The organism is Methylibium sp. (assembly GCF_031393925.1).
Classification (GTDB): domain Bacteria; phylum Pseudomonadota; class Gammaproteobacteria; order Burkholderiales; family Burkholderiaceae_C; genus Methylibium.
Map to the genome: position 1 here is coordinate 17,014 of NZ_JANMWL010000128.1, position 11,330 is coordinate 28,343.

Here is an 11,330-nt window from a genome sequence, read left to right on the forward strand (position 1 = left end):
CGGCCTGCGCTCAGGCGGCGTGGCGCGGCGAGCCGTGGCCGGCGGCCGCGGCCTTCTTCGCGCCGCTCGACCCACCGCCGGGCGGGGCGGGGTCGGCCGCCTTCCCCGGGGGTTTCGGGGCGTCCGCCGGGGCGACCGTGGCGGGCGCGCCCTGCCGCGGCCTGGCTTCGATCGGCATGCCCTGGTCGTCGACCGCTAGCACCTGCGCCGCAACCGCCATGCCGGGCATCACCCGCTGCAGGCCATCGACCACGACGTGCTCGCCGGCTTTCACGCCGCCTTGCACCACGCGCATGCCGCCGATCAGCATGCCGAGCTTGACCTCACGGAACTGTGGCTGGCCGTCGCCGCCCACCACGTAGACGAACTTCTTGTTCTGGTCGGTGCCGATCGCCCGCTCGGGCACCATCACCGCGTCATAAGGCGTGCTGGTGACCATCGTCAGTTTGGCGGCCAGACCGGGCGTGAACTCGCCCTTGCTGTTGTCGAAGCTGGCACGCATGCGGATCGCGCCGGTCTGCGGATTGAGCCGGTTGTCGATGAAATCGACCTGGCCCTCGTGCGGAAAGCCGACCTCGTTGGCGAGCGCCATGCGCACCTTGGGCGCGCGCTCGTGGGCCGCCTTGACGCGCAAGTAAGTCTGCTCGCTGCCGTCGAAGTAGGCGTAGACCTTGTCCACGCCCGCGATCGAGGTCAACACCACCTGTTCGCTCACCAGGTTGCCGGCGGTCACGCTGGCGCGCGAGGTGCGCCCGGCGATCGGTGCGCGCACCTGGGCGTAGCCGAGCTTGAGGCGGGCGACGCGCAAGGCCGCATCGGCGGTCTTGATGTCGGCATGGGTGGTGCTCAGGCCGGCGCTGAGCTGGTCGAACTCCTGGCGCGACACGGCCTTGGCGTCGAGCAGCTTCTGCGCACGCGCCAGTTCGGTCCGAGCCAGCTCGGCGCGTGCCACCGCGGCGGCGCGTTGCGAATCCGCGCGCGATGCCTCGGCCTCGAAGGGCCGCGGGTCGATGGAAAACAAGAGTTGCCCCTTGCTGACCAGCGCACCGTCGGTGAAGTGCACGCCTTCGATGAGGCCGGGCACGCGCGGCCGCAACTCGACGAACTCGGCGGCCTCCAGGCGGCCGCTGAACTCCTCGCTGTCGGACACCGCGCGCTGCACGGCCGGTGCGACGCTGACCGGCGCGGCCGGCGGCGGTCCGCCGCCCTGCGCGTCGGCCGGCCCGCCGCAGCCAGTCAAGCCGATGAGGCTGGCCGCGAGCACCGTGACCGACGCGGCGGCTCGCTGGAAATGGCCTGAATGAATGGCTGCAGCGAGCTCGCGCATGGAAACACCCTCGGTGTGCGGTGGTCAGGATGATGACGCCGGATCGGCCGCGGTTTGTGCGCGTGCGAGCCCTGCGTGCAGACGCGCCTGGGAATCACCCGAAGCGCCCATCGCCGTTCAAGGCGTCGATATTAATGACCTGCCGGTCATCAAGCGATGTCGTGTGAAGTAGTGCCCTTGTGCGTCACAAGCTTTTGTCGCGACATTGCGTCGAAGAGCCTCCTTCGCCGCGGCGCCCCAACGCCTCCGCGTCGCGGGCCGCCCGCCCGCTTGCCTCGAGGTCGGGGCTCTCTATACTTTCTTTCGCCGCAACGCCCGCGCCACGAGTGCCTCGCCATGAACGCTCCCGACCGCTTCCCCGGCCTCGACGCTGCCAACTTGCAGCGCTTTGTCGACGCCGCGCCGGCATGTGCCCTACGGCAAGAAGCTGACCGCGGCGGTGGCGCAGGTATCGCGGCGTCGGGCAGGGCGTCGGCCGCGGCGCCGGCGGCCAGCGCTTGAACCGGCAGCGGCTGCAGCGCTGCGGCGTCCAAGCGGCGACCCGATGATCCAGGGCCTGGCCGCGTTGCTGTTGTTCCAGTCGCTCGGCGAAGCCCTCGCGCAGCTGACCGGTGCGCCGGTGCCCGGGCCGGTGCTGGGCCTGCTGGGGCTGCTGGCCTGGCTGCTGCTGCGTCAGCGACGCGGCCAGCCGGCGTGCAAGCCACTGGAGCAGGCCGCCGACGGGCTGCTGGCCCACCTGTCGATCTTCTTCGTGCCGGCCGCCGTCGGCGTGATGCTGTATTGGGAACCGCTGGCGCAGGAAGGCCTGGCCTGGATCGTCGCGCTGGTGCTCAGCACGGTGGCGGCGATCGCAGCCACGGCCTGGTTCCTGCGGGATCGCCTGGGCGGCGCGCCGGGCGCGGCGGGTGAAGACGGCGCCACGGGGCCCAAGCCGTGAGCGAAGGCTTGTCACCGTCGGCCCTGCCGACGCTGCCCGTGGGCCTCGCCGGTGCGCTCGAGCCACTGGCCGAAGTCTGGGTCTATCTCGCCGCGACGCCGCTGTTTGGCCTCACGCTCACGCTCGGTGCCTATGTCATCGCCGAGCGCCTGTCGGCGCGCAGCGGCCGCCATCCGCTGGCCAACCCGGTGTTGTGGTCGGTGCTCGCCATCATCGCCGTGCTGGCCGCAACCGGCACGCCGTACCGGCGCTACTTCGAGGGCGCGCAGTTCGTGCATTTCCTGCTCGGCACCGCCACGGTGGCGCTGGCGGTGCCGCTGGCGCGGCTGTGGCCGGAGTTGCGCTCGCGCGCCGGCAGCCTGTTGCTCGGCCTCGTCATCGGCGCGGCGGTGTCGATCGCGGTGGCGCTCGGCAGTGCCGAGCTGCTCGGTGCGTCGGCACTGCTCAAGGCTTCGCTGCTGCCGAAGTCGGTCACCGCGCCGATCGCGATGGGCATCGCCGAGCGCGTCGGCGGCTCGGCCACCTTGGCGGCGGTGTTCGCGGTGACGACCGGCATCGTCGGCGCGCTGGTCGTGACACCCTTGCTCAACGCCATGGGCGTGCGCGACTGGGCCGCGCGAGGCTTCGCGCTCGGCCTGGCGGCGCATGGCATCGGCACGGCACGCGCCTGGTCGGTGCATCCGCGCGCCGGCGCCTACGCCAGCCTCGCAATGGGCCTGCACGGTGTGCTGGCAGCGCTGCTGCTGCCGTGGCTGGCGCACTGGCTGTTGGTTTGACAAGCCCGCACGGCCACGGTCGGCAGCGCAAGGCCGGGCGTCAATTTGCCCGCGGCCGGCGCGAGCAGGTGGGCGGTGCCTGCGGGGGCGGCGCTGACGGGCCGGCGCGTGCGGGCCGGCCTTGGCCTGATCTTCAGGCCACGCGCCGCATCCACCGACGCATGCCGATGACCAGGCGTCGCGCGGCCCGCCACGGCGCGCTGGCGCGCACCGAGGCCTTCACGCGTTGCTTGGTGGCGGCCCAGGCGTCGAACGCGCGCGCCAGCCAGCGGTAGTGGCGCAGTTGCGGCTCGGTCAGCACGAACAGCCGGCCCAGCAGCGCCGTGCCGATCAACTTGGCGATGACGATGACCGTCACGCCGAGCGTCGCGCGGCCAGCGTGGATCAGCCACAGGGCCAGCAGCTTGACCGGCAGCAGCGCCAGCGCCGGCACGATGAACAAGGCCAGCGCCAGCGGCGGCGGCACCCGGCAAAGGCGCGCTTCGAGGCGCGCGAGCGGTGGCCACCGCGCCCAGCGGGCGAGCACGCGCGCGAGCGGCTTCCAGCCCCATTCCTCGAGCCAGATGAGGAGCGCGAGCGGTGCAAGGAGGGTGGCGCGCAACACGCGCCAAAATGGACTCGGCCGCCGCTTCAAGCCGGCTCCACGCCGCGCAGCCAGCAGCGCACCACCGCCGCACCGAGCGGCCCGGCGATCTCGGCGATGAAGCGGCTGAAGTCGACCGAGGCGCTGTCGTCGGAGCGGTCCGAGACGGTGCGCAGCACCGCGAACGGCAGGTCGCAGTCGTGGCAGATTTGCGCGACCGCCGCGCCTTCCATCTCGACGGCCAGCGCGTCCGGCAGTTCGCTGCGCAGCGCGGCACGCTCGATCGCCGTGGCGATGAAGCGGTCGCCGCTCACCACCAGGCCCTGGTGGACTCGGGGGTTATCGATGCCCAGCGCGGCAAAGCTCGAGTCCAGGCCGATGCGTTCGGCGGCCAGCGCCGTGCGCGCGGCCGTGACGAGCGCGTCGCCGAGATCGACGTCGGTCGGGAAGCGCGAGCGGCCGGTGAGTGGCACCTCGTGGCGGGGAAACAGTGGCGACGCGTCCATGTCGTGCTGCAACAGCTCGCGCGCAACGATCACGTCGCCGACCGAGATACCGGGCGCGAGCGCACCGGCCACGCCGGTCAGCACCAGCGCATCGACGCCGTAGCGGTCGGCCAACAGCAAGGCCGTCGCCGCAGCGGCCACCTTGCCGATGCCCGAGCGCACCAGCACGACCTCGTGGCCGTCGAGCAGGCCGCGGTGAAAGGCGCGGCCCGCGTGGTGTTCGGTGACCGCGGCCAGCAGCGCCGCATGGAGCGTGCGCAGCTCCTCATCGAGTGCGGCGACGATGGCAAAGCGCAGACCCATCCCGGTGGCGCGGATTCGCCTAGGGCAGCAGCAGCGCGCGCTTGACGGAACGCGCCACCGCCGGGCCCTTGACGCGCTCGACTTCCGTGACCAAGTCGTTGGCCACCTGCTGCAGCCCGGCAAGACCGCTGGCCTTCTCGATCGCAAGCGCCCAGCGGTAGCCCTTCAAGAGGCCGAGGTGTTCCTTGGCGAGACTTGGCAGCAGGTCGTAGAGGTCGGAATACGAGAGCGCGGTGGTCGTCTCCGACGCGGGCGCGGATTCGGCCGCCGCACCGGCCGCTCCAGCCGTTGCCGTGCTGGCCTGCCCGGGCGGGATGCTCGTCGGCGCCGCTCGAGCGCTGGCGACTGCGGCCGGATCGAACGGGGCCACCAGACCGGCGTCGAACAGTGTCCGCAGGTCGTCCGCCGTTGCGCCTCGCACCAGCGCGATCCACTGGTCGCCGGCCTTGCTGGCGTCGATGATCAGCAGCAGGTTGCGCGCGGTTCGCGTGAGCGCATGGACGCGGGCACGGATTTCGTCGCGGCCCGTATCAGTCTTGGTGTAACGATCGGCCATCGATGCCACTCGCTTTGCAGACGGAGATTTGGTGGCGAAGTGTACGAAGCCGCGCGGACACCCCGTCGTCGCGGTGAACAAAACCGCTCCGTGCGCGATGCGCAACCCAGCCAGGCTTCACGTCTTGACGCGCAGTTCGCGGCGCAGGATCTTGCCGACGGCAGTCTTGGGCAAATCGGTGCGGAACTCGACGATGCGCGGCCGCTTGTAGCCAGTGAGATTGGCTTCGCAATAGGCCCGCACGGCGGCCTCGGACACGGCAGCGTCCTTCCTGACCACCACCAGCTTGACCGCCTCGCCCGAGTGTTCGTCGGGCACGCCGACCGCCGCGCATTCCAGCACGCCCGGCATCAGGCCGACCACCTCTTCCACCTCGTTGGGGTAGACGTTGAAGCCGCTCACCAGGATCATGTCTTTCTTGCGATCGACGATCTTGAAGTAACCGCGCTCGTCGACGGTGCCGATGTCGCCGGAGCGAAAGTAGCCGTCGGGCGTCATGACCTTGGCGGTCTCGTCAGGCCGCTGCCAATAGCCGGCCATCACCTGCGGGCCGCGGATCGCGATCTCGCCGGGTGCGCCCATGGCGACCTCGCGCCCTTCGTCGTCGAGCAAGGTCAGCTCGGTCGAGGGCAGCGGAATGCCGATGGTGCCGCTGTAGGCGGTGCTCGTCACCGGGTTGCAGGTCGCCGCGGCCGAGGTCTCCGACAGGCCGTAGCCTTCGCAGATGGGGCTCTTGGTCTTCTCGAGCCAGAGCTTGGCGGTGCCGCCGGTGATGGCCATGCCGCCACCCACCGAGAGCACGAGGTTGGACCAGTCGACGCGGTTGAACTGCGCGTGGTTGACCATCGCATTGAACAAGGTGTTGACGGCCGGCAAGATGTGGAACTTGTACTTGGCCAGTTCCTTGAACACCGACGGCAGGTCACGCGGGTTGGGGATCAGCACGTTGGCGCCGCCGATGCGCATCGCCACCATCATGTTCACCGTGAACGCGAAGATGTGATAAAGCGGCAGCGCACAGACCATCGTGATCTGCTCGCCGGGCGGTATTTTCTTCGTGACCGGTGCGTTCCAGGCCTCGATCTGCAGCACGTTGGCGATGATGTTGCGGTGCTTGAGCACCGCGCCCTTGCTCACGCCGGTGGTGCCGCCGGTGTATTGCAGCACCGCGATGTCATCGCGCTTGAGCGGCGGCGCCTTGAAGGGGCTGCGGCGGCCCTTGGCGATGGCCTCGTTGAAGCGCACCGCGCCCGGCAGCGAAAACGCCGGCACCATTTTCTTGACCTTGCGCACCACTAGGTTCACCAGCAGGCCCTTGGCCAGGCCGAGCAGGTCGCCCATCGACGCGAGCACCACCTTCTTGCTCGGCACCGCGTCATGGCAGGCCTGCAGGGTGGCGGCAAAGTTCTCGATGATGACGATCAGCTTGGCGCCCGAGTCCTTGAGCTGGTGCTCCAGCTCGCGCGGCGTGTACAGCGGGTTCACGTTGACCAGCACGAGACCGGCGCGCAGGATGCCCGCCACCACGACCGGGTACTGCAGCACGTTGGGCATCATCACCGCGACGCGGTCGCCCTTGACCAGACCCTGAGACTGCAAATAGGCCGCGAACGCGCGCGACAGGTCGTCGACCTCGCCGAAGCGCAGGCTCTTGCCCATGAAGTGGTAGGCCGGGCGGTCCTTGTACTTGTGAAAGCTCTCGTCGAGCAGCGCCACCAGCGAGGCGTACTGATCGGGGTCGATCGTGTGCGGCACGCCTTGGGGGTAGTGCTTGAGCCAGGTGGGATCCATGGGTGCTCCGACAGCGTTGCGAGATTCTGACTTCGCGCTTACGCAGACTCGCTCAGGGATTACCTGTCTTGGGGAAGGCGGTCCAGGGTCCGAGCGTGCGGCGTGGCCGGTCATGCCATCGCGGCATCGAGTTGCTGCGTCGGGTTTAAACCCGCCTCCTGCTTGAAAACGAACGCAAATCGGCACAGGCCGCGACTGCGCTCGGCCCACAGCCGGCCAACTTGCGCTTTCTCGAGTTCCTTGGGCATCTCGCGAATGTGCGCGCCCTTGTATTCGACGACCAGCAGACGCCCCGTCGGTCAGCTCGCACACGAAGTCGGGATAGAAACGGCCGAACGACGTCGGCAGCCAGAAACCCGCGACCGGGTCGGAGTCGAGGTTGCGTACCCAGTGCCGCACCTGCGGGTGTTCGTCGATGGCGAGGGCGCAGCGCAACTCCTCGCCGTCGTCGTCCAGATTGGCCAGCACCGGGTAGTAGTGTTTGCTGAACCTGAACTTGCCCTGGTAGCGCTTGCTCGCAGGCACCGGGTAGGCGGCCGCATCGAAACGAAACTCGTGTGCTGCGCTGGCCTCCACATCCCACCCGCCGTCGAGCACGAACTGTTTGAACGCGCTGCGCGAAGCTTCATCGCGCAGCATCTTCGATGCGAATGCCTGATTTTAAAATTTTTGGCTGGTTTATTAACAAGCCTCGGGTGCTTTGCAAGCCCTGTTTGTCTTCAGTGCGGGGCGACCGTTGCCCGCTGGGGCTACTCCACCGCCTTCACCATGGCCTCCACCACCTTCTTCGCATCCCCGAACACCATCATCGTCTTGTCCATGTAAAAGAGTTCGTTGTCCAGGCCCGCGTAGCCCGCCGCCATGGATCGCTTGTTGACGATGATGGTCTTGGCCTTGTAGGCCTCCAGGATCGGCATGCCGTAGATCACGCTGCCCTTGATCAGCGCGGCCGGGTTCACGACGTCGTTGGCGCCCAGGATGATGGCCACATCGGCCTGCGCGAACTCGCCGTTGATGTCCTCCATTTCGAACACCTGGTCGTACGGCACCTCGGCCTCGGCCAGCAGCACGTTCATGTGGCCCGGCATGCGCCCTGCGACCGGGTGGATCGCGTACTTGACCGTGATGCCCTTGTGCATGAGCTTCTCGGCGAGCTCGTTGACGGCGTGCTGCGCGCGCGCCACCGCCAAGCCGTAGCCCGGCACGATGATCACGGTCTCGGCGTTGCTGAGCATGTAGGCGGCGTCGTCGGCGCTGCCGCTCTTCACCGGGCGCTGCTCGGCGCCGCCGGCCACGGCCGTGGTGGCCTCGCCGCCAAAGCCGCCGAGGATGACGTTGAAGAACGAGCGGTTCATCGCCTTGCACATGATGTAGCTCAGGATCGCGCCCGACGAACCCACGAGCGAGCCGGCAATGATCAGCATCGAGTTGTTCAGGCTGAAGCCGATGCCGGCCGCGGCCCAGCCGGAGTAGCTGTTGAGCATCGACACCACCACCGGCATGTCGGCCCCGCCGATCGGGATGATGATCAGCACGCCCAGCGCGAAGGCCAGGGCCAGCATGGCAAAGAACGCCGGCCAGTTCCCGGTGAAGGTGAACACCAGCCCGAGCGCGAGCGTCGCGAGGCCGAGCACGAGGTTGAGCAGGTGCTGGCCGCCAAACTGCACCGGTGCGCCCTGGAACAGGCGGAACTTGTACTGGCCCGAGAGCTTGCCGAAGGCGATCACCGAGCCGCTGAAGGTGACCGCGCCGATGGCCGCGCCGAGAAAGAGTTCGAGGCGGTTGCCGGCCGGAATCGGCGTGCCCTTGGCGACGATGCCGAAGGCCCACGGCTCGGCCACTGCGGCCACCGCGATGAACACCGCCGCCAGGCCGATCATGCTGTGCATGAAGGCCACCAGCTCGGGCATCTTGGTCATCTGCACGCGCTTGGCCATCACCGCGCCGGCGCTGCCGCCGACCAGCAGGCCGACCAGCACAAAGGCCATGCCGCCCAGGCCCGACTGCCCGGCCCGGCTGGCAAGCTCGACGATCAGCGCCGCCGTGGTCAGCACGGCGATCGCCATGCCGCTCATGCCGAACAGGTTGCCGCGGATCGACGTGGTGGGGTGCGACAGGCCCTTGAGCGCCTGGATGAAGCAGACGCTCGCGACGAGGTAGAGCAGGGTGACGAGGTTGAGGCTCATGCCTTGGCTCCCTCGGCTGCGACCGGCGCCTTCTTTTCCTTCTTGCGAAACATCTCCAGCATGCGCCGCGTGACGAGGAAGCCGCCGAACACGTTGACGGCGGCCAGCGCGACGGCGAGCGTGCCCATGGTCTTGCCGAGGGTGGTCTCGGTAAGTGCCGCGGCCAGCATGGCGCCGACGATGACGATCGCCGAGATGGCGTTGGTCAGCGCCATCAGCGGCGTGTGCAGCGCGGGGGTGACGGTCCACACGACGTGGTAGCCGACGTAGATCGCCAGCACGAAGATGATCAGGTTGATCAGGGTGGGGGAGACGGCGTCCATGGTGTTTCAGCTCCTCAGCAGTTGTCCGTCGCGGCACATCAAACAGGCCTTGACGATGTCGTCTTCGAGATCGATCTTCAGCGCCGCGGCGTCTTGTCCGAGCACGAGCTTCAAGAAGTCGAGCACGTTGCGCGCATAGAGCGCGCTGGCATCGGCGGCCACCAGTGCCGCGAGGTTGGTTTCGCCGACCAGCGTGACGCCGTGCTTGACCACGGTCTTGCCGGCCTCGGTGAGCGGGCAGTTGCCGCCGTTGGGGGCGGCCAGGTCGACGATCACCGAGCCGGGCTTCATGGCCCTGACCATGTCTTCGCTCACCAGCACCGGCGCCGGGCGGCCGGGGATCAGCGCGGTGGTGATGACGATGTCGGCCGCGGCCACGCGCCTGGCGACCTCGACCTGCTGGCGCGCCAGCCACGACGGCGGCATCGGCCGCGCGTAGCCGCCCACGCCCTCGGCGGCCTCTTTCTCCTCGGCCGTCTCGTAGGGCACGTCGATGAACTTGGCGCCCAGCGACTCGACCTGCTCCTTCACCGAGGGCCGCACGTCGCTCGCCTCGATGACGGCGCCCAGGCGCTTGGCGGTGGCGATCGCCTGCAGCCCGGCCACGCCCACGCCCAGCACCACCACGCGCGCGGCCTTCACCGTGCCGGCGGCGGTCATGAGCATCGGCATGAAGCGCTGGTACTTGTCGGCCGCGATCATCACCGCCTTGTAGCCGGCGATGTTGGCCTGCGAGGACAGCACGTCCATGCTCTGCGCGCGCGTGGTGCGCGGCGCCGCCTCGAGGGCAAATGCCGTCAGCCGGGCATCCGCCAGCGCCTGCAGGCCTTCGCGGTCAAACGGGTTGAGCAGGCCCACCAGTGCTGCGCCCGGCTTCATGAGGGTGCGCTCGGCGGCGCTCGGCGAACGCAGTTTGAGCACCAGCTCGCAGCCGAGTGCGCCGGCCGCGTCGACCAGCTCGGCGCCCGCTGCCGCATAGGCTTCGTCGGTGACGCTGGCGGCCAGGCCGGCGCCGGATTGAATGGCCAGGACATGGCCCTGGGCCTTGAGTTTCTTCGCGGTTTCGGGCGTGACGGCCACCCGTGTTTCACCCGCTGCGGTCTCGCGCGGCACGCCGATGCGCATGGTGGAGGCTCCTCTTGGTATGGGTCTTGTGCGGCGGCGAGCTTACACAATCTCTTTCCCGGCTCCCCTTACGATGGCAGCGATGAACCAACGATGGAAACCCAGCGTCACCGTGGCCGCGATCATCGAGAGCGAGGGCCGCTTCCTGCTGGTGGAAGAAGAAACGCCCGAGGGCGTGCGCCTGAACAACCCCGCCGGCCACCTGGATGCGGGCGAGTCGCTGCTCCAGGCGGTGGTGCGCGAGACGCTGGAGGAAACGGCCCGAGTGTTCACGCCGAGCGCGCTGCTGGGCGTCTACATGTCGCGCTACGTGCGCTCGGCGCGCAACGAGGACGTGACCTACCTGCGCTTTGCCTACTGCGGCACGGTCGGCCAAGTCGAGCCGGGGCGCGCGCTCGACACCGGCATCCTGCGCACCGTGTGGATGACGGCGGGCGAGATACGTGCCGCGCGCGAGCGCCACCGCAGCCCGGCCTTGCAGCACGGTATCGACGATTTTCTGCGCGGCAAGCGCCATCCGCTGGACGCGGTGTTCACCGACCCCGGCCTTTACGACCCGGTGGAAAAATCCTGACCATGCACAAGGCAGCGGCAAGAGCGCGCGTGGTGGTGGGCCTGTCGGGCGGTGTCGACTCGGCGGTGAGCGCCTGGCTGCTCAAGCAGCAGGGCTTCGACGTCGTTGGCCTCTTCATGAAGAACTGGGAGGACGATGACGACGACGAGCACTGCACCTCGCGCCAGGACTTCCTCGACGCGGCCAGCGTGGCCGACCGGATCGGCATCGAGATCGAGCATGTGAACTTCGCGGCCGAGTACAAGGACCGCGTGTTCGCCGAGTTCCTGCGCGAGTACGCCGCCGGCCGCACGCCCAACCCCGACGTGCTGTGCAACGCCGAGATCAAGTTCAAGGCCTTCCT

14 protein-coding genes and 1 pseudogene are annotated in these 11,330 nt (G+C 68.8%); 6 read left to right on the forward strand and 9 right to left on the reverse strand.

Annotated elements, in window-relative coordinates; translation table 11 throughout:
* Window positions 1-10: 10 nt before the first annotated feature.
* Entirely contained in the window at window positions 11-1,327 is a 1,317-nt protein-coding gene (locus tag RMO12_RS07490; RefSeq protein WP_309638806.1) for an efflux RND transporter periplasmic adaptor subunit, read from the reverse strand.
* A gap of 336 nt (window positions 1,328-1,663) precedes the next feature.
* Here RMO12_RS07490 and RMO12_RS07495 point away from each other — a divergent pair, with 336 nt between their 5' ends.
* The 3 genes from RMO12_RS07495 (at window position 1,664) to RMO12_RS07505 (ending at window position 3,040) form a co-directional block, all read left to right on the forward strand.
* The gene (locus RMO12_RS07495; RefSeq protein WP_309638807.1) at window positions 1,664-1,828 is read left to right on the forward strand and encodes a hypothetical protein; all 165 of its coding nucleotides are present in this window, start codon (window positions 1,664-1,666) and stop codon (window positions 1,826-1,828) included.
* 43 nt (window positions 1,829-1,871) lie between these two features.
* Window positions 1,872-2,264 carry a CidA/LrgA family protein gene (locus RMO12_RS07500; RefSeq protein WP_309638808.1) on the forward strand — a complete coding sequence of 131 codons (393 nt, stop codon included), beginning with the start codon at window positions 1,872-1,874 and terminating at the stop codon, window positions 2,262-2,264.
* 65 nt (window positions 2,265-2,329) lie between these two features.
* Window positions 2,330-3,040: an LrgB family protein gene (locus RMO12_RS07505; protein ID WP_405029635.1), complete on the forward strand. Its 711-nt coding sequence runs from the start codon at window positions 2,330-2,332 to the stop codon at window positions 3,038-3,040.
* A 133-nt stretch (window positions 3,041-3,173) separates the two neighbouring features.
* Here RMO12_RS07505 and RMO12_RS07510 read toward each other — a convergent pair whose 3' ends face one another.
* The 5 genes from RMO12_RS07510 to RMO12_RS07530 form a co-directional block, all read right to left on the reverse strand.
* The gene (locus tag RMO12_RS07510; RefSeq protein ID WP_309638810.1) at window positions 3,174-3,644 is read right to left on the reverse strand and encodes a hypothetical protein; all 471 of its coding nucleotides are present in this window, start codon (window positions 3,642-3,644) and stop codon (window positions 3,174-3,176) included.
* Between the two features lie 26 nt (window positions 3,645-3,670).
* Window positions 3,671-4,432, reverse strand: coding sequence for a 5'-methylthioadenosine/adenosylhomocysteine nucleosidase (locus RMO12_RS07515; RefSeq protein ID WP_309638811.1), 762 nt, complete (start codon window positions 4,430-4,432; stop codon window positions 3,671-3,673).
* A gap of 19 nt (window positions 4,433-4,451) precedes the next feature.
* Window positions 4,452-4,988: a hypothetical protein gene (locus RMO12_RS07520; RefSeq protein WP_309638812.1), complete on the reverse strand. Its 537-nt coding sequence runs from the start codon at window positions 4,986-4,988 to the stop codon at window positions 4,452-4,454.
* Window positions 4,989-5,105: 117 nt separating this feature from the next.
* Window positions 5,106-6,779, reverse strand: coding sequence for a long-chain-fatty-acid--CoA ligase (locus RMO12_RS07525; protein WP_309638813.1), 1,674 nt, complete (start codon window positions 6,777-6,779; stop codon window positions 5,106-5,108).
* A gap of 110 nt (window positions 6,780-6,889) precedes the next feature.
* Complete coding sequence (locus RMO12_RS07530; RefSeq protein ID WP_309638814.1) at window positions 6,890-7,027, reverse strand: hypothetical protein; 138 nt, start codon at window positions 7,025-7,027, stop codon at window positions 6,890-6,892.
* Window positions 7,028-7,046: 19 nt separating this feature from the next.
* On the opposite strand from RMO12_RS07530, the gene RMO12_RS07535 reads away from it, so the two are divergent.
* Complete coding sequence (locus RMO12_RS07535; RefSeq protein ID WP_309638815.1) at window positions 7,047-7,604, forward strand: hypothetical protein; 558 nt, start codon at window positions 7,047-7,049, stop codon at window positions 7,602-7,604.
* Here RMO12_RS07535 and RMO12_RS07540 read toward each other — a convergent pair.
* Genes RMO12_RS07540 through RMO12_RS07550 form a run of 3 tightly spaced genes read right to left on the reverse strand, consistent with a single transcriptional unit; the run spans window position 7,529 to window position 10,413 of the window.
* Entirely contained in the window at window positions 7,529-8,965 is a 1,437-nt protein-coding gene (locus tag RMO12_RS07540) for an NAD(P)(+) transhydrogenase (Re/Si-specific) subunit beta (protein ID WP_309638816.1), read from the reverse strand. The genes RMO12_RS07535 and RMO12_RS07540 overlap by 76 nt on opposite strands.
* The gene (locus tag RMO12_RS07545; protein ID WP_309638817.1) at window positions 8,962-9,288 is read right to left on the reverse strand and encodes an NAD(P) transhydrogenase subunit alpha; all 327 of its coding nucleotides are present in this window, start codon (window positions 9,286-9,288) and stop codon (window positions 8,962-8,964) included. Before RMO12_RS07545 ends, RMO12_RS07540 begins: the two co-directional genes overlap by 4 nt.
* A gap of 6 nt (window positions 9,289-9,294) precedes the next feature.
* A complete protein-coding gene (locus RMO12_RS07550) occupies window positions 9,295-10,413 on the reverse strand; it encodes a Re/Si-specific NAD(P)(+) transhydrogenase subunit alpha (protein WP_309638818.1) in 1,119 nt (372 codons plus the stop codon).
* Window positions 10,414-10,495: 82 nt separating this feature from the next.
* Here RMO12_RS07550 and RMO12_RS07555 point away from each other — a divergent pair, with 82 nt between their 5' ends.
* Both RMO12_RS07555 and mnmA read left to right on the forward strand, forming a co-directional pair.
* Window positions 10,496-10,987 (forward strand): NUDIX hydrolase, encoded by a 492-nt coding sequence (locus tag RMO12_RS07555; RefSeq protein WP_309638819.1) that lies wholly within the window; start codon window positions 10,496-10,498, stop codon window positions 10,985-10,987.
* Between the two features lie 2 nt (window positions 10,988-10,989).
* A pseudogene (mnmA, locus tag RMO12_RS07560) lies at window positions 10,990-11,330 on the forward strand (tRNA 2-thiouridine(34) synthase MnmA); the annotation flags it as partial.